Raw genomic sequence first — 26394 nt, forward strand, 5'->3', positions numbered from 1 at the left:
CCCGGGTGGCCCAGCGGCTGCCCGCGATCGGCAAATGCTAGCGATTGCTGTAACGGCCATGCTTACCGTGTGCAGGCATGGCCTGGTTGCCACGTGTGGCGATCATCTGTTGCAGCGTGACCAGTTCGATACCCAACTGCTTGAGCCGTGGAATCTGACTTTCCAGCACCGCTAGCGTCTGCGGGTAGGGGTGGCCGATCAACACGGCCGAGCCTTGCTTGCGGGCCAGCGTAATACCCTGTTGCAGCTGAGCGTCGATGGCTTCCGGCGTGCGCACGTCATCCAGAAATACATCCCGTGATACATGCGCGACATCGTGTGCTTGAGCCTCGGCCGCGGCAACCGTGGCGGCACTGGTGCGGCTGTCGACAAAGAACAGATGGCGCCGCTGCAGCTCGCCCATCAACCACGCCATGGGTTCACGCTGTGCGGTCATGCGGCTGCCCATGTGGTTGTTGATGCCGGCGGCGTAGGGCACCTTGACCAATGCTGCGTCCAGGCGCCGCGCCAGCTCTTCGATGGCGATGCCCGGGTGCCAGGCATAGGGCCCGGTGGCCGGGTCCATGGGCATGTGCAGGATCACCGTCTTGCCGGCCTTGTGCGCCTGGCGTGCAAAGTCGGTGGCATGCGGGGTGTCGGGCATGATCGCCATGGTCACCGGCCCAGGCAGGGCCAGGGTACGGCTGTCGCGCTCCGGGCTCTGGCCCAGGTCGTCGATGATGATGCTCATGTAGGCCTTGTTGGCCGGTGCCGCTTGCGCGATTCCGGCCATCAGGCAAAACAACAGACACAGCAGAAAACGCATAGGGTGGCTCAGTCGCCCTTGGTGATGTTCAGGCCCTTGAGCAGGCTCAGTGCCTGGCTCAGCTGGAAGTCGTCATCCTGCGGGCGTTCCTTGCGCTTGCTGCTGCCGGTCGGGCGGTCGGCGCCGCCGTTGCCGTTGCCCAGGTGGCCCTGCAGGTCGGCTTCCTTGAAGTTTTCGGTGTCGGCTTCGGCGGTGAGCTTGGCCGGGCGCACCTCGATGTCCGGGACAATGCCCTGGGCCTGGATCGAGCGGCCGTTGGGGGTGTAGTACAGCGCAGTGGTGAGCTTCAGGGCGCGGTCGTTGGCCAGTGGCAGCACGGTCTGCACCGAGCCTTTGCCGAAGCTGTCGGTGCCCATCAGCACGGCGCGCTTCTGGTCCTGCAGGGCGCCGGCGACAATTTCCGATGCCGATGCACTGCCACCGTTGATCAGTACCACCAGCGGCACGCCTGCGCTGGCATCGGCCGGGTCGGCCGAGAAACGCAGCTCGGAGTTGGCGATGCGGCCCTTGGTGTAGACGATCAGGCCTTTGGTCAGGAAGTGGTCGGCCACTTCCACTGCCGATTGCAGCACGCCGCCTGGGTTGTTGCGCAGGTCCAGCACCACCCCGCGCAGCTTCTTGCCGTTGTCCTTGCGCAGCTTGGCCAGGGCCTTGCCCACTTCGTCACCGGTCTTGACCTGGAACTGGGTGATACGGATGTAGCCGTAGTCGTTCTCCAGTAGCTGGCTCTTCACGCTCTTGACCTGAATGACTGCACGGGTCAGGTTCACGTCGAACGGGTTGCCGCCGTCGCGCACCAAGGTCAGGGTTATCTTCTCGCCGACCTTGCCGCGCATCTTGTCGACGGCTTCGGTCATGGTCTGGCCGCGGGTCGGGGCGCCGTTGATCTTGACGATCAGGTCACCAGCCTGCACGCCGGCCCGCGAGGCTGGGGTGTCGTCGATTGGCGAGACCACCTTGATGAAGCCGTCTTCCTGGCCTACTTCAATGCCCAGCCCGCCGAACTCTCCGCTGGTGCTTTCCTGCAGCTCCTGGAAGTCCTCGGGGCCAAGGTAGGCCGAATGCGGGTCAAGGTTGCTGAGCATGCCCTTGATGGCGTTTTCCAGCAGGGTCTTGTCGTCTACCGGTTCGACGTAGGCGGCCTTGATGCGGTCCAGGACCTCGGCGAAGGTGCGCAGTTCTTCCAGCGGCAGTGGCGCCTTGGCGGTCACCTCGGTGGCTGGCACTGCGGCGGCCTTGGCCGGCTCTGCGGCGGTGGCCAGGGGCGCGCCGACCGCCAGGGCGATGGACAGGGCCAGCTGGGTGAGACGAGGCGAGTGCAGCATGTCGAACGAACTCCTGATCCTGTAAGCGCTCCCTGGGGAGCATCGGCGCAGCACTCAGGCTGCGCCGTAGAAATTTGACTAGCCCCGGCACCACTGCGAAGGGTCGGTAGGCCGGCCCTGCTGGCGGATAGCGAAATACAAGCCTGCCGCGTCCTGACCACCGCTGTCGCCAACGGTGGAAATGGCTTCACCGGCCTTGACGATATCACCGGCATTCTTGAGCAGGCTCTGGTTGTGGCCGTACAGGCTCAGGTAACCGTTGCCATGGTCGAGAATGACCAGAAGCCCGGCACCGCGCAACCAGTCCGCGAATACCACACGCCCGCCGTGCACGGCACGTACCTGGGTGCCTGGGTTGGCGCTGATCATAACCCCGTCCCACTTGGCACGGGCGTCGCTACCGCGGGCATCACCGAAACGTGCCAGCAATCGACCATTGACTGGCCATGGAAGTTTGCCCCGCGCAGCAGAAAATGCGCCGCCGTAGTTGGCGCCATCGCTGGAAACCATCGGCCCGAGGGTGGTACGGGCCTTTTTCGGCGGTTCCACTGGCTCTGCAGGCTCACGGGCCCGGTCGCGGGCAGCGGCGGCGGCCAGCGCTTCCTGCTGGCGGCGTTTTTCCGCTTCCTGCTGCGCCAGCAGGGCCTTCTTGCGTGCCTCTTCAGCTTCACGCGCCTGGCGGGCGAGGGTTTCCTCGATGGTCTTCAGGACCTTGGCCAGGTCGGCCTGGTCCTGTTCGCGCGCTTGCAGCTTCTGATCGCGGTCCTTCACATCGCTGTTGAGCTTTGCCAGTACCTGCTGGCGCTTGGCGCGCTCGGTTTCCAGGGCCTGGCGACGGCTGTCGAGGTCGGTGCGCTGGGCCAGCAGTTGTTGTTGCTGGCTGGAAATTTCCTGTTCGACGTTGGCCAGTTGGCGCAAGGTCTCGTTGAAGGTGCGCAATTGCTCCAGGCGCGCCTTGCTCAGGTAGTCGTAATAGGTGAGGGTGCGGGCGAATTTCTCGGGGTTCTGCTGGTTGAGCAGCAGCTTGAGGTATTCCTCGCGACCGTTGTTCTGGTAGGCCGAACGGGCCTGAATGGCGATCAGTCGTTGTTGTTCAACGCGGGCGCTCTGGAGTTTTTTTTTCTCGGTATCAAGGCGCTCCAGCTCGCCTTCAGTCTTTTTTAGTTCTTGCTGCAGGGCCTCCACCTGCTTTTCGAGGTTGCCGATGTCGGTTTCGGTGGCTTTGAGGTCTTTTTGCACACCTGCCTTTTCTTCCTGGAGCTTGCTCAGCGTTTTCTTGAGCTCGGCAATGTCCTGGCGGGTGGCATCCAGTTGCTGCTGGGTCTGCGCACGCTCATCGGCGAAGGCCGGGCTGAGCAGGCAAGACAGGGCTAGGAGGATCAGGGCGCGAAGCATGGGGTTTGGCGTACCAAGGATGGAGACTGGCCTAGTATGCCCGCCTGGGCAGGCAAAAAAAACGCCTCGCTGCGGATGCAGGGGGGCGTTTGTCTGGAATTCATGTGCAATTGGGGCTGCAACGCAGCCCCTTTCGACATTCAGGCGTCGACCAGAATCGAAGTACCGGTCATTTCCACCGGCTTTGCCAGCCCCAGCAGCTTCAGCATGGTCGGCGCCACGTCGGCCAGCACGCCGCCCTCGCGCACTTTCACGTTGCGCTTGCCCACGTAGATGAACGGTACCGGCTCGGTCGTGTGCGCGGTGTGCGCCTGGCCGGTGCACTCGTCCTCCATCTGCTCGACGTTGCCGTGGTCAGCGGTGATCAGCGCTTCGCCGCCGACCTTGTCCAGTGCCTCGACAATGCGCCCTACACAGGTATCCAGTGCTTCGACGGCCTTGACCGCTGCCTCGAACACGCCGGTGTGGCCGACCATGTCGCCGTTGGCGTAGTTGACCACGATGACGTCGAAGCGCTGCTGTTCGATGGCTTCGACGATGCGATCGGTCACTTCCGGCGCGCTCATTTCCGGTTGCAGGTCATAGGTGGCGACCTTCGGCGACGGGATCAGGATGCGTTCTTCGCCTTCGAACGGCTCTTCGCGGCCACCCGAGAAGAAGAAGGTGACGTGGGCGTATTTCTCGGTTTCGGCAATGCGCAGCTGGGTCTTGCCGTTTTTCGCCAGGTATTCGCCCAGCACGTTGTTCAGGCTGGACGGGGCAAAGGCTGCTGGTGCCGGGATCTTCGCCGAATACTGGGTCAGGCCGATGTACGCCGCCATCTTCGGCAGGCGCGCACGGGCGAATTCCGTGAAGTCTGGCTCTACGAATGCACGCGACAGCTCGCGAGCACGGTCGGCGCGGAAGTTCATGAAAATCACGGCATCGCCATCTTCGACCTTGACGGCTTCGCCAATGCGCGTGGCCTTGACGAATTCGTCGCTTTCGTCGCGGGCGTAAGCTGCTTCAAGGCCTGCCAGGGCTGTGTCAGCGGTGTACTCGGCAGCGCTGTCGACGATGAGGTTGTAGGCAGCGCTGACGCGGTCCCAGCGGTTGTCGCGGTCCATGGCGTAGTAGCGGCCGATCAGGCTGGCGATACGGCCCTTGCCCAGTTTGGCGAAGGTGGCGTCGAGCAGTTCGATGGACGACTGCGCGCTGCGTGGCGGGGTGTCGCGGCCATCGAGGAAGGCGTGCAGGTAGATCTTTTCGGCGCCACGCTGGGCGGCCAGTTCGGCCATGGCCACCAAGTGGTCCTGGTGGCTGTGTACGCCACCATCGGACAGCAGGCCGAGGATGTGCACGGCCTTGCCAGCACCGACTGCCTTGTCCACAGCACCGGTCAGTACCGGGTTTTCGAAGAACTCGCCGTCGCGGATGGCCTTGGTCACCCGCGTGAAGTCCTGATACACGACGCGACCTGCGCCGAGGTTCATATGACCGACTTCGGAGTTGCCCATCTGCCCGTCCGGCAGGCCGACATCCATGCCCGAGCCGGAAATGAGGCCATGCGGCTGGGTGGCGCACAGGCGGTCATAGACCGGTTTATTGGCGGCAAAGATGGCGTTGTGTTCGGGGATATCGCTATGGCCGAAGCCATCCAGGATAATCAGGACCAGGGGTTTGGGCGTGCTCGTCATCAATCAAACTCACGGTTGTTCAAAGATGATAAAGACACGCATTTTAGGGCAAATACGCCACCTGCGGCGAATATTCGTCCCATTCCACCGACCGGCGCACCTGTGGTGGCAACATGAAGGTGGTTTTGTGGCCGGCCCGTCGGGCTTTGGTGGCACCAAGGGGCTGTGTATACTGGCCGGCATTTTCAATCGCCTGGAACACCGCTGATGGTTGCTCACCTGATTCAATTCGCGACAGATCACTACATCCTGGTTGCGATCTTCCTCATTCTGCTGGTCCTGCTGCTCATCAATGAAATCCGTCGTGGTGGCCAAAGCCTGACTAACGGCCAACTGACAGCCCTGGTCAATGCCGAGAAGGCCCTGGTGATCGACATTCGCCCGGCCAAGGAATACTCCGCCGGTCATATCGTCGGTGCGGTGAACATCCCGCAGGACAAGCTGGCCAACCGCATGACCGAGCTGGGCAAGCATAAAGAAAAGACCCTGATCGTCGTCGACGCGATGGGCCAGCAGTCCGGCACCATTTGCCGCGAGCTGCTCAAAGCTGGTTACAACGCCGCCAAACTGAGCGGTGGCGTTTCCAGCTGGAAAGCCGATAACCTGCCCCTGGTGAAGTGATATGAAGCCTGTCATCGTCTACTCCAGCGACTACTGCCCCTACTGCATGCGCGCCAAGTACCTGCTCGAGAGCAAGGGCGTGGCCTTCGAGGAAATCAAGGTCGACGGCAAGCCGCAGGTTCGCGCCGAGATGAGTCAGAAAGCCGGCCGCACGTCGGTGCCGCAGATCTGGATCGGCAGCACCCATGTCGGTGGATGCGATGACCTCTATGCCCTGGAGCGCGCGGGCAAGCTCGACGCGTTGCTGGCGGCCTGATTTGCACTGCATTCAAAAACATTAGGATAAGGATCTGACATGACTGACCAACAGACCAACGGCGCTGCTGCAGAAGACAACAGCCCTCAGTTCTCCCTGCAACGCATCTATGTGCGTGACCTGTCGTTCGAGGCCCCGAAAAGCCCGCAGATCTTCCGTCAGACCTGGGAACCGAGCGTTGCCCTGGACCTGAACACCAAGCAGAAATCCCTGGAAGGCGACTTCCACGAGGTCGTGCTGACCCTGTCGGTTACCGTCAAGAACGGTGACGAAGTGGCCTTCATTGCTGAAGTGCAGCAGGCCGGTATCTTCCTGATCGCCAACCTCGATGCGCCTTCGATGAGCCACACCCTGGGTGCGTTCTGCCCGAACATCCTGTTCCCTTATGCCCGTGAGGCCCTGGACAGCCTGGTGACCCGCGGTTCGTTCCCGGCGCTGATGCTGTCGCCGGTCAACTTCGACGCCCTGTACGCGCAAGAAATGCAGCGTATGCAGGAAGCGGGTGAAGCGCCTACTGTGCAGTAATTACTGCCGGTATAAAGAAAGCGCCTCTCGGGGCGCTTTTTTGTTGCCTGTGCGGGCCTCTTCGCAGGTAAACCCGCTCCTACAGGGGATCGCGCCGTTGCCTCGACCTGCGTAGGAGCGGGTTTACCCGCGAAGAGGCCGGCACAGGCAACACATCAGCTCCCGGCAAACCCGTTCTGCCGCCACGCCTCATACACCGTCACCGCCACGGTATTGGACAGGTTCAGGCTACGGCACCCCGGCCGCATCGGCAGGCGCAGGCGATGCTCGGCCGGCAGGCTGTCCAGCACCTCGGCCGGCAACCCGCGGCTCTCTGGCCCGAACAGGAAGGCGTCGCCCGGCTGGAAGGCCACTTCGTGGAACGGGTGCGAGCCCTTGGTGGTAAAGGCGAACAACCGTGGGTTGCCAAGGCTTTCCAGGCATCCGGCCAAGCTCTCGTGGCGCTTGAGCGTGGCATACTCGTGGTAGTCCAGCCCTGCGCGGCGCAGGCGCTTGTCATCCAGTTCGAAGCTGATGGGTTCGATCAGGTGCAGGGCGCAGCCGCTGTTGGCGCATAGACGAATGATGTTGCCGGTATTCGGCGGAATTTCTGGTTGAAAAAGGATGACGTGAAACATGCACGGCTCCAAACGTGAAGATGACGGGCATTCTACCCCTGAACCGGACGTGCGTTCGAAGGCCTTCCCACGGGTGATGCTGTCGTTGGCGATCGTCGGCTTGATGGTAGGGCTGATGATCGGTCGCCTGACTACGCCGGACGAGCGTGAACTGCAGCAGGTGCAAGTGATGCAGGATGGCCTGGAGCTGTGGTTCAACGAAGAGCCCCAGCTGCATGGCGAGAACGTGGAAGGGACGGTGGCGTTGCTGTTCCAGGCCCAGGGCAAGGCTCAGCAAGGGCAGCTCAGCTTGCAGGGCAAGCCGGTGAGCTGGCGGGTACAGCACAGCAAGGAAGGTTTGTTGCTGACGGTGGTGGCCGCGCGCCCCCTGCACGGCGAATGGGCCGGTGCAGAGGACGCTGGGCGCTGGCGGGTGCAAGTGAAACTGCACGAATAAAAGAGGGGATATCCCGGCCTGCCTGTACCAGGGTCCCCAAAAGGGGTACTGCGTATAAAGGGGGGATGCCCGGCCTGCCTGTACCGAGGTCCCCAAAAGCGGCGGTGCTGCAAATAAAAGAGGGGTTCACCCGGCCTGCCTGTACCAGGGCCCCCGAAACTGGAGATGTATTGCTTATTGCAGGGGGCGTGCCAGTTTTGCAAAAGCCGTGAATACTGGGCTTTGCGGGTGATTTGGCCGGATTTTGAGGGGATTTGTGCCTTCGAGAGGTGCAGCGGGCACAGGAACGGTGCATTCAGACGGCTGAAATGGCTGGGGCCGCTTTGCGCCCCATCGCGACACAAGGCCGCTCCCACAGGACCGTGGTAGGAGCGGGTTTACCCGCGAATACGGTGGCGGCGGCAACGGTGAGCGGCAGGTGGAGATTGGCCAGCAGGCCCGGCCTCTTCGCGGGTGAACCCGCTCCTACGACGACCGCGATGTGTGCCCACCGCCGTGGTAGGAGCGGGTTTACCCGCGAATACGGTGGCGGCAGCAACGCTGAACGGCAGGTGGAAATTGGCCAGCAGGCCCGGCCTCTTCGCGGGTGAACCCGCTCCTACGACGACCGCGATGTGTGCCCACCGCCGTGGTAGGAGCGGGTTTACCCGCGAATACGGTGGCGGCGGCAACGCTGAACGGCAGGTGGAGATTGGCCAGCAGGCCCGGCCTCTTCGCGGGTGAACCCGCTCCTACGACGACCCCGATGTGTGCCCACCACCGTGGTAATCGATGGACTCGCCCCCGCCGAGGCATCACAGTGCCACGGTGGTGTTCGAAGAAGCCAACGGCAGCGAGGGCGAGACCATGAAAAAGCATAGTTCGAAACACGATTCCCTGTCTTCCACTGATGTGGAGCTTTGCACAACCATCTGCGTAGACCTGGCCAAACAGGTCTTCCAATTAGCAGGCGAGGACGCTACCGGTCGGGTGATCTACGAAGATCGCATCAAATCCCGCCAAGCGTTCCACGATTTCCTGCTCAGGCTGCCAACGACCGTGGCCGTCTTGATGGAGTGCGGTCCAGGTGCACAAGCCTGGGCCAGACTGCTGCAGGCCAAAGGTAATCCGGTTCGCATCCTGCCGGCGCAACGTGTCGCCGAACATCGCAGCGGTGCTAAGAACGATCGTAACGACTGCTATGCCATTTTGCGTGCCGGTCGCGATACGAGCATCGCTTCGATACCGATCAAGAGCACCACAGCACTGGCTATTCAAGCGCTGCACCGTATCCGGCGCGGTAACATCAAGCGACATACCGCGCTGGGTAATCAGATCCGTGGTTTGCTACTCGAGCATGGCGTATCCATGCCCCAGGGCGATGCCGCGGTCAATAAGCATGTGCCTCAGGCGCTTGAGGATGCTTCCTTGCCTCTACCCGACCTGTTGCGCGAGTTGCTCGATGAGTTGCTGATGGACTGGTTGTCTCTAGGTGAACGCATAGCGGCGCTGAGCCGCCGGCTCGAAGCGACTGCCCAAGAGGATAAAGTCGCTCAGCGACTGATCACCATTCGTGGCGTCGGCCCTATCATTGCCACGGCGATCGTGGCGAAACAGACCGACCCCAGCCGCTTCGCCAGTGGCCGAATGTATTCCGCCTTCTTCGGTATCGTGCCCGATCAGCACAGCAGCGGAAACAAAATCAGATTGGGCAAGATGAGCAAGCGCGGTGACGGCTACATACGCAGCCTGATGATCCAGGGCGCGCATGCTGTCTTGAGTCAGTTAAGGCCTGATTCCGATCAGCCAGATGATCGCCGCCTCTTGCGCTGGCTATCCCGCCTTGGGCGCAAGGAGGCGGCGATCAGGCTGGCTAATCGAAATCTGCGGATTATCTGGGCCCTGTTACAGAGCGATCAGGTTTACCAACGCAAACCGAACGAAAAACCGGAGGCGGCTATGAGCCTCTGACCAACCGGGTAATGCCACCGGGGCGCTAGGCGCTCCAACCCCTGCTAGTGAACATTGACCCTAGGTAAGACCGTCGCAGACCGATGCCTCCGCTCCTACAGGCCTGATAGTGGCCTCAATGTAAACGGCACACTGCGAGCTCACCACGATGTTGGCCAGAAGCAAAAAGCTTCCTCGAACAGGCCTGATACATAGATGCAACCGGGTTCCTATGTTCAAAAAAGCAGCTAGACAGTGTGGGCGAGTCCATACATAGGAGCGGGTTTACCCGCGAATACGGTGGTGGCGGCAACGCTGAACGGCAGGTGGAGATTGGCCAGCAGGCCCGGCCTCTTCGCGGGTGAACCCGCTCCTACGACGACCGCGATGTGTGCCCACCACCGTGGTAGGAGCGGGTTTACCCGCGAATACGGTGGCGGCAGCAACGCTGAACGGCAGGTGGAAATTGGCCAGCAGGCCCGGCCTCTTCGCGGGTGAACCCGCTCCTACGACGACCGCGATGTGTGCCCACCACCGTGGTAGGAGCGGGTTTACCCGCGAATACGGTGGTGGCGGCAACGCTGAACGGCAGGTGGAGATTGGCCAGCAGGCCCGGCCTCTTCGCGGGTGAACCCGCTCCTACGACGACCGCGATGTGTGCCCACCACCGTGGTAGGAGCGGGTTTACCCGCGAATACGGTGGTGGCGGCAACGCTGAACGGCAGGTGGAGATTGGCCAGCAGGCCCGGCCTCTTCGCGGGTGAACCCGCTCCTAAGACGACCCCGATGTGTGCCCACCGCCGTGGTAGGAGCGGGTTTACCCGCGAATACGGTGGCGGCAGCAACGCTGAACGGCAGGTGGAAATTGGCCAGCAGGCCCGGCCTCTTCGCGGGTGAACCCGCTCCTACGACGACCGCGATGTGTGCCCACCGCCGTGGTAGGAGCGGGTTTACCCGCGAATACGGTGGCGGCGGCAACGCTGAACGGCAGGTGGAGATTGGCCAGCAGGCCCGGCCTCTTCGCGGGTGAACCCGCTCCTACGACGACCCCGATGTGTGCCCACCACCGTGGTAGGAGCGGGTTTACCCGCGAATACGGTGGTGGCGGCAACGCTGAACGGCAGGTGGAGATTGGCCAGCAGGCCCGGCCTCTTCGCGGGTGAACCCGCTCCTACGACGACCCCGATGTGTGCCCACCACCGTGGTAGGAGCGGGTTTACCCGCGAATACGGTGGTGGCGGCAACGCTGAACGGCAGGTGGAGATTGGCCAGCAGGCCCGGCCTCTTCGCGGGTGAACCCGCTCCTACGACGACCGCGATGTGTGCCCATCACCGTGGTAGGAGCGGGTTTACCCGCGAATACGGTGGCGGCGGCAACGGTGAACGGCTGGTGGAAATTGGCCAGCAGGCCCGGCCTCTTCGCGGGTGAACCCGCTCCTACGACGACCGCGATGTGTGCCCACCGCCGTGGTAGGAGCGGGTTTACCCGCGAATACGGTGGCGGCGGCAACGCTGAACGGCAGGTGGAGATTGGCCAGCAGGCCCGGCCTCTTCGCGGGTGAACCCGCTCCTACGACGACCCCGATGTGTGCCCACCACCGTGGTAGGAGCGGGTTTACCCGCGAATACGGTGGTGGCGGCAACGCTGAACGGCAGGTGGAGATTGGCCAGCAGGCCCGGCCTCTTCGCGGGTGAACCCGCTCCTACGACGACCGCGATGTGTGTCCATCGCATCAGCCTTGGGGGCAGAGGTGATCCTGTGGGAGCGGCCTTGTGTCGCGATGGGCTGCAAAGCAGCCCCAGCAATCTAGAAGGCTAATTCAGAGCTCAGTGGTCATCACCTTCCTCATCATCCCCACCAGCCACATTCATCCCCAGCTCCTTGATCTTGCGTGTCAGGGTGTTACGCCCCCAACCCAGCAACAGCGCGGCATCGCGACGGCGACCGGCGGTGTGCTTGAGTGCCGTCTCGATCATGATCCGTTCAAAGCTCGGCACTGCGCTGTCCAGCAGGCTGGTCTGCCCGCGCGCCAAGGCCTGGTCGGCCCACTGGCGCAAGGCCTGCTCCCAGTTGGTTACCGGCGCGGCATCGTGTGGCAGGTTCAGCAGTTCGGGTGGCAGGTCGCCGATCAGCACTTCGCGGCTGGAGGCCATCACGGTGATCCAGCGGCAGGTGTTCTCCATCTGCCGCACATTGCCAGGCCATGGCAGGTTGCGGATGAACTCTTCGGTTTCCGGCTTGAGGATCTTCGGCTCGACTGCCAGCTCCTGGGCCGCCCGGGCAAGGAAGTGGCGGGCGAGGGCGGGGATATCCTCGCGGCGGTCGGCCAGGCGCGGAATATGGATACGGATCACGTTCAGGCGGTGGAACAAGTCCTCACGGAACTTGCCGGCCTGCACCAGTGACTCCAGGTTCTGGTGGGTGGCGGCGATGATGCGCACGTCGACCTTGACCGGCACATGGCCGCCCACGCGATAGAACTCGCCATCGGCCAGCACACGCAGCAGGCGGGTCTGGGTGTCGGCAGGCATGTCCCCGATTTCGTCGAGGAACAGCGTGCCACCATCGGCCTGCTCGAAACGGCCGCGACGCAAGTTGGCAGCACCTGTGAAGGCGCCTTTCTCATGGCCGAACAGCTCCGACTCCATCAAGTCCTTGGGGATGGCAGCCATGTTCAGGGCAATGAACGGCGATGCTGCGCGTGGGCTGTGCCGGTGCAGGGCGTGGGCCACCAGTTCCTTGCCGGTGCCGGACTCGCCGTTGATCAGCACGGTGATGTTGGAGTGGCTGAGGCGGCCGATGGCGCGGAACACCTCCTGCATCGCCGGAGCTTCACCAATGATTTCCGGGGTGCGCGCCAGGTTCTGTGGCACATCCAGGCCTTGCTGCTCCTGGGCGTGCTGGTTGGCGCGCTTGACCAGCGATACCGCTTCGTCGACGTCGAATGGCTTGGGCAGGTACTCGAAGGCACCGCCTTGGTACGAGGCCACGGCGCTGTCCAGGTCGGAGTGGGCGGTCATGATGATGACCGGCAGGCGCGGGTGCTGCTCGCGGATCTGCGCCAGCAGGTCGAGGCCGCTGGTGCCAGGCATACGAATGTCGGAAATGATCACGTCGGGTTGCTGACGTGCCAGGCGCCCCATGACACCGTCTGCGCTGTCGAAGCTCTGGGTGGTCATGCCTTCCTGTTGCAGGGCTTTTTCCAGGACCCAGCGGATGGAGCGATCATCGTCGACGATCCATACGGTTTCACTTCGGCTCATGAGGCGGTGGCTCCTTGTTCCAGAGGCAGGTAAATCGAGAAGGCGGTATGGCCAGCGTGGCTTTCACACTCGATCAGGCCCTGGTGCTGGCTGATGATGTTCTGGGTAATGGCCAGGCCCAGCCCGGTACCGTCCGGGCGGCCACTGACCATGGGATAGAAGAGGGTTTCCTGCAGTTCCGGCGGGATGCCTGGGCCGTTGTCGATGATCTCTACCCGCGCTACCAGGCGGTGACGCACGTGGCCGATGGTGAACTGGCGCAGGGCGCGGCTGCGCAAGGTGATGCGACCCAGGCGCAGCTCATTCTGCGAGCTGATCGCCTGCATGGCGTTGCGCACGATGTTGAGTACGGCCTGAATCATCTGTTCTCGGTCGATCAGCACGTCCGGCAGGCTTGGGTCGTAATCGCGCACCAAAGTGATGCACCCTTGGCTTTCGGCATCGACCAGGCTGCACACCCGCTCCAGCACTTCGTGAATATTGGTCATGGCCAGCGACGGCAGCTTGTTGGAGCCCAGCATGCGGTCGACCAGGTTACGCAAGCGGTCGGCCTCTTCGATGATCACATTGGTGTAGTCGCGCAGCCCTTCCTCGGGCAGTTCGCGGGCCAGTAGCTGGGCCGCTCCGCGGATGCCGCCAAGGGGGTTCTTGATTTCGTGGGCCAGGCCGCGCACCAGCATCTTGGTGGTTTCCTGCTTGCTCAGTTGGGCCTCTTCCTTGGTGATGCGCAGCAGACGGTCCCGCGGGTGCACCTCGAGCAACAGCAGGGTCTGGCCTTGATGCAGTATCGGCGTTACCGCGTAGTCGACGGTGATGGTCTGCCCGGTCAGCGATGTAAGCTGCGCTTCACGCTTGGTGAACGGGTGCGCCTGCTCGACCGCCTGGCGCAGCGAACTGAGCGCCTCGGTCGATTCGGTGAACAGCTCGCTGATGAATTGCCCATGGCTGCGCTGGCCACTGACGGCCAGCAGCATTTCTGCGGCCGGGTTCATGTACTCCAGGCGCAGCTCGGCGTTGAGCAGCAACGTGGCGGTGGTCAGGTTGTCCAGAAGCAGACGGTGCTGTGCATCGCTGATGGTCATAAGGCGTCGTTGACCTCGTTTGGCGCTTGCCTGGCACTTGGGGCCAGAACCGGGCGTGCTGTGGATCCGCTGATGCGAGACTCTCTTCCTGCAAAAAATGCAAGAAACAAACCAAGGCTCCGAAAAGAAGCGGAAATAGCTGAGAAAGGCCTGGATTTGCGCTTAATCGGATCAAAATGTGCTGAGCGGGCGCTCCGCGCGACCTGTTTTGGGGTGCATGGCGGAGCGTTTGGCGTTGTTATGCACCAATATAGAGCATTGACGCATCTAGTGTTTCGGGCACAGCTGTGCGGTCGCCCGGACCAGGACAAGGTGGCGTATCGGGTCATTGGTGCGGGCGTGCAGGGCGTTGGCGAGTTTACGCGCGCAGTCCTTTGGAGGGTGCCGGTCGAAGCGCCCCAACTCGAACAGAAGCGTTGCCTGAAGCTTGTCCAGACGAGGTCGCAGTTGGTCGACCAAATCAAGGACGGCTGCTGATGGCCTCTGCTCTAGCATGACCCAGCGATCGAGCAAGGTGTACTGCACCAGCTTGTTGGCCTCGATCTGGTCGCTGAAGAAAGCTGCGGCGCGTTCAGGGCTGAGGTCATGGTCGGCAGCCTGCTGGCGCACCAGGGCAAGGACTTCGCGCTCGCGCTCGGGCGCTGCTACGGCAAGGTTGTGTTCCCACTTGTGCAGTGCAACCGAGCTGGCCAGCTCCAGTCGGTACTCGATGTTGGATAGGAGTGGGTTGAATTCAGGCTGGGAGGCTTCAGGAGCGATGCAGCCGATCAAGGCAAACGGCAAGCAAAGTGACGTGATGGCCAGGCGCATGGTGTTCTCCATTCAGAGGGAGAATGGATTGTGCGCAGTTGACCAACTGCTGCTTGTAGGGGCGTTCTGATTCGCATGTATGAAAACAAAAACGGCCTCCCGAGGGAGGCCGTCGTGATCATGTCATCGGCGCGAGGCGCCAATCAGATCAGCAGCTGTAGTACAGCTCGTATTCCAGCGGGTGTACGAAGGTACGGACCTTGATTTCTTCTTCGCTCTTCAGCTCGATGAAGGCATCGATGAAGTCGTCGGAGAACACGCCGCCCTTGGTCAGGAACGCACGGCCTTTATCCAGCTCTTCCAGAGCTTCTTTCAGGCTGCCGCACACTTGCGGGATGTTCTTGGCTTCTTCTGGCGGCAGGTCGTACAGGTTCTTGTCGGCCGCGTCGCCTGGGTGGATCTTGTTCTGGATGCCGTCCAGGCCAGCCATCAGCAGGGCCGCGAACGCCAGGTACGGGTTGGCCGATGGGTCCGGGAAGCGTGCTTCGATACGGCGGGCTTTCGGGCTGCCGACGTAAGGAATACGGATCGAGGCGGAACGGTTGCGAGCCGAGTAGGCCAGCATTACCGGGGCTTCGAAGCCTGGGACCAGACGCTTGTACGAGTTGGTCGACGGGTTGGTGAAGCCGTTCAGGGCCTTACCGTGCTTGATGATGCCGCCGATGAAGTACAGGGCGGTGTCGGACAGGCCGGCATAGCCTTCACCCGAGAAGGTGTTCTTGCCGTCTTTCCAGATCGACATGTGCACGTGCATGCCCGAGCCGTTGTCGCCGTACAGTGGCTTCGGCATGAAGGTGGCGGTACGGCCGTAAGCGTCGGCAACGTTGTGCACGACGTATTTCAGCGCCTGTACTTCGTCAGCCTTCTTCACCAGGGTGTTGAACTTGACGCCGATTTCGTTCTGGCCGGCAGTCGCCACTTCGTGGTGGTGAACTTCAACGGTCTGGCCCATTTCTTCCAGGGCGTTGCACATGGCAGTACGGATTTCGTGGTCGTGGTCGAACGGCGGAACCGGGAAGTAGCCGCCTTTCACGCCTGGACGGTGGCCTTTGTTGCCGCCTTCCACGTCAGCGCCGGTCATCCACGAGCCCTGCTCGGAGAAGATCTTGAACATCGAACCGGAGATGTCCGAGTGGAACTTCACTTCGTCGAAGATGAAGAACTCAGGCTCTGGGCCGGCGAATACGGTGTCACCGATGCCGGTGCTCTTCAGGTACTCTTCAGCGCGCTTGGCGATGGCGCGTGGGTCGCGGTCGTAGCCCTGCATGCTCGACGGGTCGACGATGTCGCAGGTGATGATCAGGGTTGGTTCTTCGGTGAACGGGTCCAGAACGGCGGTTTCGTCGACCGGCATCAGGATCATGTCGGAAGCTTCGATGCCTTTCCAGCCAGCGATGGAGGAACCGTCGAACATCTTGCCGACTTCGAAGAAGTCTTCGTCCAGCGCATCACGCGACGGCATGGTCACGTGGTGCTGAATGCCTTTGGTGTCCGTGAAACGCAGATCAATCCACTTGACGTCATGATCTTTGATGAGTTGAACCGACTTCGACATGTTGTCCTCCGGATGGTCTAGAGCGCGGTGGGCCGCTGCCCTGGAAAAAGGGTGTTGCCGGGCGCGGATAGTCGGCCAAGCTTACCTGCCTCACAAGGGAGCAAATTGCATGCCAGTGCCCGAAAATGGCGAGGGTGGGATAAAAGGGGGCGTTTGCGGGCATTTGGCGTTGGGTTAGCGGGTGAAAGTGCACACTTACGATGCGTTTTTTGATCGTGTCGCACCAATAGGGTGCGTGGCGTGTGGCGTGCCAGCTTCTAGGGCCTCTTCGCGGGTAAACCCGCTCCTACGGGCGGGTTTGCCCGCGAAAGGGCCGGAACAGGCGCTGCAAAACCTGGCCTCTGCATTTATCTCAAAGCTTCTGATCAAAAGTTGGTCAAATCCTGAGCAATTTCCGATATAATTCGCGCCCCTCATTTTCGGCAGGCCCTGCGCGCGCTGTTAACCAATGAAACTTATCGTCAAAGTCTTCCCAGAAATCACCATCAAAAGCCGGCCGGTGCGCAAGCGCTTCATCCGCCAGCTTGGCAAGAACATCCGCAACGTGCTCAAGGATCTCGACCCTGAGCTCGCGGTCGATGGTGTCTGGGACAATCTCGAGGTGGTCACCCGCGTCGAAGACGAAAAAGTCCAGCGCGAGATGATCGAACGCCTCACCTGCACCCCGGGTATCACCCACTTCCTGCAGGTAGAGGAATACCCGCTGGGTGACTTCGACGACATCGTCGCCAAGTGCAAGCACCACTTCGGCCACCTGCTGGCCGGCAAGCACTTCGCCGTGCGCTGCAAACGCGGTGGCCACCATGACTTCACCTCGATGGACGTCGACCGTTACGTCGGCAGCCAGCTGCGCCAGCAGTGTGGCGCCGCCGGGATCGAGCTGAAAAAGCCTGAAGTGCTGGTGCGCATCGAAATCCGCGACCAGCGCCTGTACGTGATCCACAACCAGCACAATGGCATCGGCGGTTATCCGCTGGGTGCCCTGGAGCAGACCCTGGTGCTGATGTCCGGTGGTTTCGACTCCACCGTTGCGGCCTACCAGATGATGCGCCGCGGCCTGATGACCCACTTCTGCTTCTTCAACCTCGGCGGCCGTGCCCACGAGCTGGGCGTGATGGAAGTGGCCCATTACCTGTGGAAAAAGTACGGCAGCAGCCAGCGCGTACTGTTCATCAGCGTGCCGTTCGAAGAAGTGGTTGGCGAGATCCTCAACAAGGTCGACAACAGCTACATGGGCGTGACCCTCAAGCGCATGATGCTGCGCGGCGCCGCCCATATGGCCGACCGCCTGCAGATCGACGCGCTGGTGACCGGCGAAGCGATTTCCCAGGTGTCCAGCCAGACCCTGCCGAACCTGTCGATCATCGACTCGGCCACCGACAAGCTGGTGCTGCGCCCGCTGCTGGCCAGCCACAAGCAGGACATCATCGACCAGGCCACCGAAATCGGCACCGCGGACTTTGCCAAGCACATGCCGGAATACTGCGGCGTGATCTCGGTAAACCCGACCACCCATGCCAAGCGTCACCGCATGGAGCACGAAGAAAAGCAGTTCGACATGGCCGTGCTGGAGCGCGCTCTTGAGCGCGCCAAGTTCATTTCCATCGATCATGTGATCGATGAGCTGGGCAAGGACATCGAAATCGAGGAAGTGGCCGAGGCGCTGCCAGGCCAGATCGTCATCGACATTCGCCACCCCGATGCCCAGGAAGACGAACCTCTGGTGCTGGAAGGTATCGAAGTCCAGGCCATGCCGTTCTACGCCATCAACAGCAAGTTCAAGCACCTGGACCCCACGCGCCAGTACTTGCTGTATTGCGACAAGGGTGTGATGAGCCGTTTGCACGCACACCATCTGCTCAGTGAGGGACATGCCAATGTGCGTGTTTATCGTCCGACATAAGACGCCGGGGCTGTATGGCGGCAGTATTCGCCATCGCCCTCCCGACCGCCGGGCCCGCTGAGCCTTAAACGGTACATATTGGCCGCCTACACTGGGCGGCAACCGAATCCTCTGATCGAGATACACTTGTGATCGAAAATCTGCGTAACATCGCCATCATCGCCCACGTTGACCATGGTAAAACCACTCTGGTCGACAAACTCCTGCGTCAGTCCGGCACTCTGGAGCGTAACGAGCTCAACGACGAGCGCGTCATGGACTCCAACGACCAGGAAAAAGAGCGCGGTATTACCATTCTGGCGAAAAACACCGCCATCAACTGGAACGGCTACCACATCAACATCGTCGACACCCCCGGCCACGCCGACTTCGGTGGCGAGGTTGAGCGTGTAATGTCGATGGTCGACTCCGTGCTGCTGCTGGTCGACGCCCAGGACGGCCCGATGCCGCAAACCCGCTTCGTGACCAAGAAGGCTTTCGAAGCCGGCCTGAAGCCAATCGTCGTGATCAACAAGGTTGACCGTCCGGGCGCACGTCCTGACTGGGTTCTGGACCAGATCTTCGACCTGTTCGACAACCTCGGTGCCACCGACGAACAGCTGGACTTCAAAGTGGTCTACGCCTCGGCCCTGAACGGCATTGCCGGCCTGGACCACACTGCCATGGCCGAAGACATGACCCCGCTGTACCAGTCGATCGTCGACAACGTACCAGCACCGTCTGTTGACCGCGACGGCCCGTTCCAGATGCAGATCTCGGCACTGGACTACAACAGCTTCCTCGGCGTGATCGGTGTTGGCCGCATCGCCCGTGGCCGCGTCAAGCCGAACACCCCGGTTGTCGCCATCGACACCAACGGCAAGAAGCGCAACGGCCGTATCCTGAAGCTGATGGGTCACCACGGTCTGCACCGCGTTGACGTCGAAGAAGCCCAGGCTGGCGATATCGTCTGCATCAGCGGTTTCGATGAGCTGTTCATCTCCGACACCCTGTGCGCCCCGGATGCGGTAGAAGCGATGAAGCCGCTGACCGTTGACGAGCCGACCGTTTCGATGACCTTCCAGGTCAACGACTCGCCGTTCTGCGGTAAAGAAGGCAAGTTCGTCACCAGCCGTAACATCAAGGATCGTCTGGACAAGGAGCTGCTGTACAACGTTGCCCTGCGCGTTCAGGAGACCGACTCCCCAGACAAGTTCAAGGTTTCGGGCCGTGGTGAGCTGCACCTGTCGGTGCTGATCGAAACCATGCGTCGTGAAGGCTTCGAAATGGCCGTGGGCCGTCCTGAAGTGATCATCCGCGAAGTCGACGGCGTGAAGCAGGAGCCGTTCGAGAACGTCACCATCGACATCCCTGAAGAATCCCAGGGCAAGGTCATGGAAGAGATGGGTCTGCGTAAAGGCGACCTGACCAACATGGTTCCGGATGGCAAGGGCCGTGTTCGTCTGGAGTACAACATTCCAGCCCGTGGTCTGATCGGTTTCCGTAACCAGTTCCTGACCCTGACCAACGGTGCAGGCATCCTGACCTCGATCTTCGATCGCTACGACACCATGAAGTCGGGCCAGATGTCCGGCCGCCTCAACGGCGTACTGGTTTCGGTCGAGACCGGCAAGGCACTGACCTACTCGCTGGAAACCCTGCAGGCTCGCGGCAAGCTGTTCGTTGAACACGGCCAGGAGATCTACAACGGTCAGATCATCGGCCTGAACAGCCGTGACAACGACCTGGGCGTGAACCCGACCAAAGGCAAGAAGCTCGACAACATGCGTGCTTCGGGCAAAGACGAAGTCATCGCCCTGGTACCACCAGTTCGCCACACCCTCGAGCAGGCCCTGGAATTCATCCAGGACGACGAGCTGTGCGAAGTGACGCCTAAGTCGATCCGTCTGCGCAAGAAGATCCTGGACGAAGGCGAGCGTACCCGCGCAGCCAAGAAAGCCAAGAACTGAGTTAGCTCAGGCTGAATGAAAACGCCCCCGGCCGAAAGGCCGGGGGCGTTTTTGTTTGTCTGGGTTTTTTGTGCTGGTGGTACCGGCCTCTTCGCTACAGGATATCCACCAAGGTCAAGACCTGTAGGAGCGGGTTTACCCGCGAAGAGGCCGGTGCAGGCAATAGATCAGCGCCCAACCACCTTGGGCTTGTAGGCGCAATAGCCCGGCCGCGGTCCGACCTTGGGGTGGTTGCGGCAGGTATCCGGGCGCTTGTCATAAATGGTGCACAGGCGGCTTTTACGATCCAGGTACATGCAGTCGTCGTTGCTCATCCGGGTCAGGGTGAAGATCCCGGACTTCTGGTTGAAGCGCTCGATGATGCCTTCTTTTTGCAGGCGCTTGGCCACGTTCTTGGGTGGTTCGTCTTTTTCGAACTCGTCAACCACGCCGATACGGATCAGATCCTTGATCTTCACCTCCACCGGCAGGGTGCAGCAGGTCGAATGGCAGCCATGGCACATGTTGCTGGTGTAGCGCTGCCAGGTCTCCAGGCGGTCGACTTCGGCCGCGGCGATCAGGGTCGTTTTCATCTTTATAGGGTGGATCACGGTCTTGGGGCGCGCGATGATACCGGAATTGTTCAATTTATGAACAACCTTTTGCCGGAATCGCAAAGTGGGCATGAAAACTGCGAACCGTAACTGTCGCTCTCTGTCGAAGGGTCTAGTCTCAACACTCTCCCTCCGCTTTCGTCAACTTGCCCGAGGATGCCGCATGTCCCAGGAACCTAAAGCACGTGACGCCGAAGTCGCGGATTTTCGCGCTGCTGTACTGAACAAGCTGACCTATGCGGTCGGCAAGGACCCCGAGCACGCCTTCGACCATGACTGGTTCGAAGCCATTGCCCTGGCCGCGCGCGATCACATGGTCGACCACTGGATGGATCACACCCGGCAGGCCTATCGGCGCAGCCAGAAGCGGGTCTACTACCTTTCCCTGGAGTTTCTCATCGGCCGCTTGCTGTACGACAGCCTGAGCAACCTGGGCCTGCTGGACATCGCCCGCGATGCGCTGGAAGGGCTGAATGTGGACCTCGAACGCATTCGCCTGCTCGAGCCGGACGCCGCGCTGGGCAATGGTGGCCTTGGCCGTCTGGCGGCGTGCTTCATGGAGAGCATGTCTACCCTGGGTATCGCTGCCCATGGTTACGGCATCCGCTACGAGCACGGGCTGTTCCGTCAGGCCGTGGTCGATGGCTGGCAGCAGGAACAGACCGAGAACTGGCTGGATTTCGGCAACCCCTGGGAGTTCGAGCGCGCCGAGGTGATCTACCCGATCAGCTTTGGCGGCAGTGTCGAAACGGTGCACGATGCAAGCGGCACCCAGCGCCAGGTATGGTGGCCGGGCGAGACGGTGCGGGCGGTGGCCTACGACACGCCGGTAGTCGGCTGGCGTGGATCCAGCGTCAACACCCTGCGCCTGTGGCGTGCGCGGGCGCTGGAAGAGCTGCATCTGGAGCGCTTCAACGCCGGTGACCACTTGGGGGCTGTGGCTGAAGTGGCGCGTGCCGAGAGCATTTCGCGTGTGCTGTACCCAGCCGACAGCACCGAGGCCGGCCAGGAACTGCGCCTTCGCCAGGAGTACTTTTTCGTCTCGGCTTCGCTGCAGGACTTGCTGCGGCGCCACCTGAACATGCACAAGGACCTGCTCAACCTGCCTGATGCAGCGGCCATCCAGCTAAACGACACCCACCCTTCGATTGCGGTGGCGGAGCTGATGCGGTTGCTGGTGGATCAGCACGAAGTGCCTTGGGAAAAGGCCTGGGAGCTGACCGTCGGCACGCTCGCCTACACCAACCATACCCTGTTGCCAGAAGCCCTGGAAACCTGGCCGGTAGCGCTGATGGAGCGCATGCTGCCGCGGCACATGCAGATCATCTACCTGATCAATGCCTACCATATCGATGCGTTGCGGGCCAAAGGCCTGCACGATTTCGACGTGCTGCGCGCGGTTTCGCTGATCGAGGAAGACAACGGCCGAAGGGTGCGCATGGGTAATCTCGCGTTTCTCGGCTCGCACAGCGTCAACGGTGTGTCGGCGCTGCACAGCAAGTTGATGAAGAGCACGGTGTTCTCCGAGCTGCACAAGCTCTACCCGCAACGGATCAACAACAAGACCAACGGCATTACCTTCCGCCGCTGGTTGTACCAGTCCAACCCTCAGCTGACCGAGATGCTGGTCGAGGCGCTTGGGCCGGAACTCAAGGACGACCCGCAGACGCTTCTGGCGGGCCTGGTGCCGTTCGCCGACAAACCCGGTTTCCGCAAGCAGTTCGCTGCCCAGCGGCTGCACAGCAAGCGTGCCCTGGCCAGCATCATTCAGGATCGCATCGGCGTCACGGTCAACCCCGAGGCGTTATTCGACGTTCAGGTCAAACGCATTCACGAATACAAGCGCCAGTTGCTCAACCTGCTGCACACCGTTGCACTGTACCAGGCCATACGCAACGACCCTGGCACCAACTGGGTGCCGCGGGTGAAGATCTTCGCCGGCAAGGCTGCGGCCAGTTACCACCAGGCCAAACTGATCATCAAGCTGGCCAACGATATCGCCCGGGTGGTGAACAACGACCCGACAGTGCGCGGCCTGCTGAAGGTGGTGTTCCTGCCCAACTACAACGTCAGCCTGGCCGAGAGCATCATCCCGGCGGCGGACCTTTCCGAGCAGATATCCACCGCGGGCTACGAAGCTTCCGGTACCAGCAACATGAAGTTCGGCCTCAATGGTGCGTTGACCATTGGCACCCTGGATGGCGCCAACGTGGAGATGTGCGAACAGGTGGGGGCCGACAACATGTTCATCTTTGGCCTGACCTCGCAGCAGGTTGAAGCGCGCAAGCGTGCCGGTGATTTTGGCGCCAATGCTGCCATAGCCGCTTCCAACCGCTTGACCGATGTGTTGCAGGCCATTCGCAGTGGTGTGTTCTCGCCAGACGACCCTTCCCGGTACACCGGGTTGATCGACGGCCTGGTGGCCTATGATCGCTTCCTGGTGTGTGCCGATTTCGATGACTACTGGGATGCTCAGCGCCGGGTCGAGGATCTGTGGCACACACCGCAGGAGTGGTGGCGCAAGGCGGTGCTCAATACCGCGCGGATGGGCTGGTTCTCGTCGGATCGGACCATTCGCGAGTATGCGACCGAGATCTGGAAGGCGCTGGATTGAGACAGGCCTGTGCTGGCTTGTTCGCGGGTAAACCCGCTCCTGCAGGGCTCTCATAAGCCTGTAGGAGCGGGCGCGCCCGCGAATCGCCCCACAACCAGACCACCGGCCTGGCGAAGGCTGAACTACCGACCTATTGTGCCGTCTGAGAGCCGTGGCGAGTCTCATCACTCGCTAGCCCGTCACTCTCCCTGTAAACTGCGTGGGTTTTTCATCCCCCCAATCCGTTCGGAGCCATACATGTCCCGCGTTACCCTGAGTCGCTATCTGATTGAGCAGACCCGCAGCAACAACACCCCTGCCGATCTGCGCTTCCTGATCGAAGTGGTAGCGCGTGCGTGCAAGGAAATCAGCCACCACGTGTCCAAAGGCGCCCTCGGTGGTGTGCTGGGCAGCATGGGCACTGAAAACGTGCAGGGCGAGGTCCAGAAGAAACTGGACGTGATTTCCAACGATATCCTGCTGGAAGCCAACGAGTGGGGCGGTCACCTGGCTGGCATGGCTTCCGAAGAAATGGACAACGCGTACCAGATCCCGGGCAGGTACCCGAAAGGCGCCTACCTGCTGGTCTTCGACCCGCTGGACGGTTCGTCGAACATCGACGTCAACGTGTCGGTCGGTACCATCTTCTCGGTTCTGCGTTGCCCTAACCAGTACCTGAGCCAGAACGAAAGCCTCAACGAAGAAGCGTTCCTGCAGCCAGGTACCGAGCAGGTTGCTGCCGGTTATGCCATCTACGGCCCGCAGACCATGCTGATCCTGACCCTGGGCAACGGCGTCAAGGGCTTCACCCTGGATCGCGAACTGGGCAGCTTCGTGCTGACTCACGAAAACATCCGCGTACCGGAGACCACCGCCGAGTTCGCCATCAACATGTCCAACCAGCGTCACTGGGAAGCCCCGGTACAGCGCTATGTGGGCGAACTGCTGGCAGGCGAGACCGGCCCGCTGAAGAAGAACTACAACATGCGCTGGATCGCCTCGATGGTGGCCGACGTGCACCGCATCCTGACCCGTGGCGGCCTGTTCATGTACCCACGTGACGCCCGCGAACCAAGCAAGCCGGGCAAGCTGCGCCTGATGTACGAAGCCAACCCGATGTCGTTCATCATCGAACAGGCCGGTGGCGCTTCCACCAACGGTTACGATCGCATCCTCGACATCAAGCCAGAAAGCCTGCACCAGCGCGTGTCGGTGATTCTCGGCTCGAAGGAAGAGGTCGAGCGCGTCACCGCTTACCACAAGGAGTAAGTCATGCTCGCACCTTGGCAGCCGTTGCTGGAATGGTGGTTCGGTTGGGGCACCAGTGCCCAGGCCGTGGCTGACGAGAAGAGCACGCTGTGGTTCGGCAAGCATTACGATGCCGACGCCCATGCGCTGTTTGGCGACCTGGTCGAGCACGCCCTGGCGGGTGGGCTCGAAGAGTGGCAGCAAACCCCGCAGGGCTGGCTGGGCCTGCTGATTTTGCTCGACCAGCTGCCACGCATGATCTACCGCGACACGCCGCGTGCCTTCGACGGCGACCGGCGTGCCCAGGTAGTCGCCATGCAGGGCCTGCAGAAGGGCTGGGACTACCAGCTGCTGCCGATCCAGCGCGTGTTCGTGCTGCTGGTACTGGAGCATGCCGAAGTGCTGGACTGGCAGAACCTGTGCGTGGAGCGTTATCGAATGCTGCTGGACGAACAGCCCGAGGCCAACCGCCGGCTGTTCGAAGGCTTCCTCGACTATGCCGAGCAGCACCAGCGGGTAATTGCCCGCTTCGGGCGCTTCCCGCACCGCAACCTGGTGCTGGAGCGGCCGAGCACCAGCGAAGAGATGGACTTTTTGCTGGAACCTGGTTCCCGTTTCTGAGGCCCAGGGAGCCTGCTGCGCAGGCATCGCAACGCAAGGCCGCTCCAACGGGGGCGGCCTTTTTTATTGGGCGCATGATTAATGCTTTGTGATTAATCGCACAGTAGTGGCCATCCGACCAATGGTGTAGGGGCATAGGGGGTGGGGCAGGGAACCTGGGAGGGATTTTCACGTCGAAGGTCACTGCAGGCCACTCGCCTGTATCATCTTTCAGGAGTGTCCCTTCATGTCGTTGCGTTCCCTCGCCCTGTTGTCGCTGTGCGTCGTGCTGACTGCCTGCAGCAAGATCAATCAGGAAAACTATTCCAAGATCAAGGCCGGTATGAACAAGGCCGAGGTCGAGCAGTTGCTCGGCACGCCGACCGAATGTTCTGGCGCGTTGGGCATGAGCAGCTGCACCTGGGGGGACGAGAAGAGCTTCATCAGCGTGCAGTACGCAGCTGACAAGGTGCTGATGTATTCCGGGCAGGGCCTCAAATGAGGCGTGCGTACCTGCTGATGGGGGTATGCCTGGCGTTGCTGCTGGGCGGCTGTGCAGGTTCCGTGCACGACCCGCTGGCGCCGAAAACCGCCGGAAATGTCGACCTCAAGCGCTACCAGGGCAAATGGTACGAGCTGGCGCGCCTGCCCATGCGCTACCAGGAAGGCTGCGAGCAGTCCGAGGCCCATTACAACCTCAGGCCTGATGGCAGTTATGGCGTGCTCAACCGCTGCCGCACCATGGGTGATGAATGGCTTCGCGCCGAAGGGCATGCGAATATCCAGGAGCCGGGGCACACCGACAAGCTATGGGTCGAGTTCGATAACTGGTTCACCAGGCTGGTGCCAGGCGTGGCGCGGGGTGAGTACTGGATTCTTTATGTGGACGACCACTACCGTACGGCCATCGTCGGTAGCCCGGACCGCAAATACCTTTGGATTCTGTCGCGCACGCCGACACTGCCGGCCTGGGAGCGTGAGAACCTGCTGTCCAGGGCGCGGCAGCAGGGGTATGACACCAGCCGCTTGATCTGGCGGGCGTCCGATCAGCAAATAGTAAAAATGCACTGAGTTTTTTGGGGTTGCGTTGCAACCCTTCGCGGGCAAACCCCACAGGTTCTGCACTGAACCCTGGGCTGCCCCCAAGACATTTTGTGGGGCAGTCAACCTGTGGGAGCGGGCTTGCCCGCGAAGGGCTGCAACGCAGCCCCG

22 protein-coding genes are annotated in these 26394 nt (G+C 61.5%); 12 read left to right on the forward strand and 10 right to left on the reverse strand.

Annotated elements, in window-relative coordinates:
• Positions 1 to 37: 37 nt before the first annotated feature.
• The 4 genes from C4Q27_RS13575 to gpmI form a co-directional block, all read right to left on the reverse strand.
• On the reverse strand, positions 38 to 805 hold the full coding sequence (locus C4Q27_RS13575) for a divergent polysaccharide deacetylase family protein (RefSeq protein WP_064491016.1): 768 nt from the start codon (positions 803 to 805) through the stop codon (positions 38 to 40).
• Positions 806 to 813: 8 nt separating this feature from the next.
• A complete protein-coding gene (locus C4Q27_RS13580; RefSeq protein WP_004576741.1) occupies positions 814 to 2130 on the reverse strand; it encodes a S41 family peptidase in 1317 nt (438 codons plus the stop codon).
• A gap of 78 nt (positions 2131 to 2208) precedes the next feature.
• Positions 2209 to 3525 carry a murein hydrolase activator EnvC gene (locus tag C4Q27_RS13585; protein ID WP_014592693.1) on the reverse strand — a complete coding sequence of 439 codons (1317 nt, stop codon included), beginning with the start codon at positions 3523 to 3525 and terminating at the stop codon, positions 2209 to 2211.
• 140 nt (positions 3526 to 3665) lie between these two features.
• Positions 3666 to 5201, reverse strand: coding sequence for a 2,3-bisphosphoglycerate-independent phosphoglycerate mutase (gene gpmI, locus C4Q27_RS13590; RefSeq protein WP_104886955.1), 1536 nt, complete (start codon positions 5199 to 5201; stop codon positions 3666 to 3668).
• A gap of 207 nt (positions 5202 to 5408) precedes the next feature.
• Here gpmI and C4Q27_RS13595 point away from each other — a divergent pair, with 207 nt between their 5' ends.
• The 3 genes from C4Q27_RS13595 to secB are packed head-to-tail and all read left to right on the forward strand — an operon-like array spanning position 5409 to position 6603.
• A complete protein-coding gene (locus C4Q27_RS13595) occupies positions 5409 to 5822 on the forward strand; it encodes a rhodanese-like domain-containing protein (RefSeq protein ID WP_010955605.1) in 414 nt (137 codons plus the stop codon).
• A 1-nt stretch (position 5823) separates the two neighbouring features.
• Positions 5824 to 6078: a glutaredoxin 3 gene (grxC, locus tag C4Q27_RS13600; protein WP_003249204.1), complete on the forward strand. Its 255-nt coding sequence runs from the start codon at positions 5824 to 5826 to the stop codon at positions 6076 to 6078.
• A 39-nt stretch (positions 6079 to 6117) separates the two neighbouring features.
• Entirely contained in the window at positions 6118 to 6603 is a 486-nt protein-coding gene (gene secB, locus C4Q27_RS13605) for a protein-export chaperone SecB (RefSeq protein WP_003249206.1), read from the forward strand.
• A gap of 155 nt (positions 6604 to 6758) precedes the next feature.
• On the opposite strand, the gene trmL is transcribed toward secB, so the two are convergent.
• On the reverse strand, positions 6759 to 7220 hold the full coding sequence (gene trmL, locus C4Q27_RS13610) for a tRNA (uridine(34)/cytosine(34)/5-carboxymethylaminomethyluridine(34)-2'-O)-methyltransferase TrmL (protein WP_003249209.1): 462 nt from the start codon (positions 7218 to 7220) through the stop codon (positions 6759 to 6761).
• Between trmL and C4Q27_RS13615 the strand changes: the two genes are divergently transcribed.
• Together C4Q27_RS13615 and C4Q27_RS13625 are read left to right on the forward strand one after the other, a co-directional pair.
• Positions 7219 to 7656: a hypothetical protein gene (locus tag C4Q27_RS13615; RefSeq protein WP_064491015.1), complete on the forward strand. Its 438-nt coding sequence runs from the start codon at positions 7219 to 7221 to the stop codon at positions 7654 to 7656. The two genes, trmL and C4Q27_RS13615, sit on opposite strands and share 2 nt — an antisense overlap.
• Before the next feature lie 891 nt (positions 7657 to 8547).
• Positions 8548 to 9606 carry an IS110-like element ISPpu11 family transposase gene (locus tag C4Q27_RS13625; protein ID WP_104887859.1) on the forward strand — a complete coding sequence of 353 codons (1059 nt, stop codon included), beginning with the start codon at positions 8548 to 8550 and terminating at the stop codon, positions 9604 to 9606.
• A gap of 1806 nt (positions 9607 to 11412) precedes the next feature.
• Here C4Q27_RS13625 and ntrC read toward each other — a convergent pair.
• The 4 genes from ntrC to glnA form a co-directional block, all read right to left on the reverse strand.
• Positions 11413 to 12849, reverse strand: a complete 1437-nt coding sequence (gene ntrC, locus C4Q27_RS13645) for a nitrogen regulation protein NR(I) (protein ID WP_010955601.1) — start codon at positions 12847 to 12849, stop codon at positions 11413 to 11415.
• Positions 12846 to 13931 carry a nitrogen regulation protein NR(II) gene (gene glnL, locus C4Q27_RS13650; RefSeq protein WP_010955600.1) on the reverse strand — a complete coding sequence of 362 codons (1086 nt, stop codon included), beginning with the start codon at positions 13929 to 13931 and terminating at the stop codon, positions 12846 to 12848. Before glnL ends, ntrC begins: the two co-directional genes overlap by 4 nt.
• 267 nt (positions 13932 to 14198) lie before the next feature.
• A complete protein-coding gene (aroQ, locus tag C4Q27_RS13655) occupies positions 14199 to 14741 on the reverse strand; it encodes a gamma subclass chorismate mutase AroQ (RefSeq protein WP_104886959.1) in 543 nt (180 codons plus the stop codon).
• 148 nt (positions 14742 to 14889) lie between these two features.
• The gene (glnA, locus tag C4Q27_RS13660; RefSeq protein WP_003249219.1) at positions 14890 to 16296 is read right to left on the reverse strand and encodes a type I glutamate--ammonia ligase; all 1407 of its coding nucleotides are present in this window, start codon (positions 16294 to 16296) and stop codon (positions 14890 to 14892) included.
• 448 nt (positions 16297 to 16744) lie between these two features.
• Here glnA and thiI point away from each other — a divergent pair, with 448 nt between their 5' ends.
• Together thiI and typA are read left to right on the forward strand one after the other, a co-directional pair.
• A complete protein-coding gene (gene thiI / locus C4Q27_RS13665) occupies positions 16745 to 18199 on the forward strand; it encodes a tRNA uracil 4-sulfurtransferase ThiI (protein ID WP_003249221.1) in 1455 nt (484 codons plus the stop codon).
• A 128-nt stretch (positions 18200 to 18327) separates the two neighbouring features.
• The gene (typA, locus tag C4Q27_RS13670; RefSeq protein ID WP_010955599.1) at positions 18328 to 20148 is read left to right on the forward strand and encodes a translational GTPase TypA; all 1821 of its coding nucleotides are present in this window, start codon (positions 18328 to 18330) and stop codon (positions 20146 to 20148) included.
• Positions 20149 to 20315: 167 nt separating this feature from the next.
• On the opposite strand, the gene C4Q27_RS13675 is transcribed toward typA, so the two are convergent.
• Positions 20316 to 20720: a YkgJ family cysteine cluster protein gene (locus C4Q27_RS13675; protein WP_003249225.1), complete on the reverse strand. Its 405-nt coding sequence runs from the start codon at positions 20718 to 20720 to the stop codon at positions 20316 to 20318.
• Between the two features lie 184 nt (positions 20721 to 20904).
• Between C4Q27_RS13675 and C4Q27_RS13680 the strand changes: the two genes are divergently transcribed.
• The 5 genes from C4Q27_RS13680 (at position 20905) to C4Q27_RS13700 (ending at position 26253) form a co-directional block, all read left to right on the forward strand.
• Positions 20905 to 23355 (forward strand): glycogen/starch/alpha-glucan phosphorylase, encoded by a 2451-nt coding sequence (locus C4Q27_RS13680; RefSeq protein WP_020190970.1) that lies wholly within the window; start codon positions 20905 to 20907, stop codon positions 23353 to 23355.
• A gap of 237 nt (positions 23356 to 23592) precedes the next feature.
• Complete coding sequence (locus C4Q27_RS13685; protein ID WP_010955595.1) at positions 23593 to 24603, forward strand: class 1 fructose-bisphosphatase; 1011 nt, start codon at positions 23593 to 23595, stop codon at positions 24601 to 24603.
• A gap of 3 nt (positions 24604 to 24606) precedes the next feature.
• On the forward strand, positions 24607 to 25203 hold the full coding sequence (locus tag C4Q27_RS13690; protein ID WP_104886960.1) for a DUF924 family protein: 597 nt from the start codon (positions 24607 to 24609) through the stop codon (positions 25201 to 25203).
• A 226-nt stretch (positions 25204 to 25429) separates the two neighbouring features.
• A complete protein-coding gene (gene bamE, locus C4Q27_RS13695; RefSeq protein WP_003249234.1) occupies positions 25430 to 25684 on the forward strand; it encodes an outer membrane protein assembly factor BamE in 255 nt (84 codons plus the stop codon).
• Complete coding sequence (locus C4Q27_RS13700) at positions 25681 to 26253, forward strand: lipocalin family protein (RefSeq protein WP_064491073.1); 573 nt, start codon at positions 25681 to 25683, stop codon at positions 26251 to 26253. The genes bamE and C4Q27_RS13700 overlap by 4 nt, the downstream gene beginning before the upstream one ends.
• Positions 26254 to 26394: the final 141 nt, after the last annotated feature.

The organism is Pseudomonas sp. SWI36 (genome assembly GCF_002948105.1).
GTDB classification, from domain to species: Bacteria; Pseudomonadota; Gammaproteobacteria; order Pseudomonadales; family Pseudomonadaceae; genus Aquipseudomonas; species Aquipseudomonas alloputida.

Excerpts from the sequence above, each read along its gene's own strand:
- secB (WP_003249206.1), top strand. The coding sequence starts at position 6,118 with ATGACTGACCAACAGACCAACGGCGCTGCTGCAGAAGACAACAGCCCT.
- C4Q27_RS13685 (WP_010955595.1), top strand. The coding sequence starts at position 23,593 with ATGTCCCGCGTTACCCTGAGTCGCTATCTGATTGAGCAGACCCGCAGC.
- gpmI (WP_104886955.1), bottom strand. The coding sequence starts at position 5,201 with ATGACGAGCACGCCCAAACCCCTGGTCCTGATTATCCTGGATGGCTTC.
- aroQ (WP_104886959.1), bottom strand. The coding sequence starts at position 14,741 with ATGCGCCTGGCCATCACGTCACTTTGCTTGCCGTTTGCCTTGATCGGC.
- C4Q27_RS13595 (WP_010955605.1), top strand. The coding sequence starts at position 5,409 with ATGGTTGCTCACCTGATTCAATTCGCGACAGATCACTACATCCTGGTT.
- ntrC (WP_010955601.1), bottom strand. The coding sequence starts at position 12,849 with ATGAGCCGAAGTGAAACCGTATGGATCGTCGACGATGATCGCTCCATC.
- C4Q27_RS13675 (WP_003249225.1), bottom strand. The coding sequence starts at position 20,720 with ATGAAAACGACCCTGATCGCCGCGGCCGAAGTCGACCGCCTGGAGACC.
- C4Q27_RS13690 (WP_104886960.1), top strand. The coding sequence starts at position 24,607 with ATGCTCGCACCTTGGCAGCCGTTGCTGGAATGGTGGTTCGGTTGGGGC.
- C4Q27_RS13615 (WP_064491015.1), top strand. The coding sequence starts at position 7,219 with ATGCACGGCTCCAAACGTGAAGATGACGGGCATTCTACCCCTGAACCG.
- C4Q27_RS13575 (WP_064491016.1), bottom strand. The coding sequence starts at position 805 with ATGCGTTTTCTGCTGTGTCTGTTGTTTTGCCTGATGGCCGGAATCGCG.
- C4Q27_RS13700 (WP_064491073.1), top strand. The coding sequence starts at position 25,681 with ATGAGGCGTGCGTACCTGCTGATGGGGGTATGCCTGGCGTTGCTGCTG.
- glnA (WP_003249219.1), bottom strand. The coding sequence starts at position 16,296 with ATGTCGAAGTCGGTTCAACTCATCAAAGATCATGACGTCAAGTGGATT.
- thiI (WP_003249221.1), top strand. The coding sequence starts at position 16,745 with ATGAAACTTATCGTCAAAGTCTTCCCAGAAATCACCATCAAAAGCCGG.
- bamE (WP_003249234.1), top strand. The coding sequence starts at position 25,430 with ATGTCGTTGCGTTCCCTCGCCCTGTTGTCGCTGTGCGTCGTGCTGACT.
- grxC (WP_003249204.1), top strand. The coding sequence starts at position 5,824 with ATGAAGCCTGTCATCGTCTACTCCAGCGACTACTGCCCCTACTGCATG.
- trmL (WP_003249209.1), bottom strand. The coding sequence starts at position 7,220 with ATGTTTCACGTCATCCTTTTTCAACCAGAAATTCCGCCGAATACCGGC.
- C4Q27_RS13585 (WP_014592693.1), bottom strand. The coding sequence starts at position 3,525 with ATGCTTCGCGCCCTGATCCTCCTAGCCCTGTCTTGCCTGCTCAGCCCG.
- C4Q27_RS13680 (WP_020190970.1), top strand. The coding sequence starts at position 20,905 with ATGTCCCAGGAACCTAAAGCACGTGACGCCGAAGTCGCGGATTTTCGC.
- C4Q27_RS13580 (WP_004576741.1), bottom strand. The coding sequence starts at position 2,130 with ATGCTGCACTCGCCTCGTCTCACCCAGCTGGCCCTGTCCATCGCCCTG.
- glnL (WP_010955600.1), bottom strand. The coding sequence starts at position 13,931 with ATGACCATCAGCGATGCACAGCACCGTCTGCTTCTGGACAACCTGACC.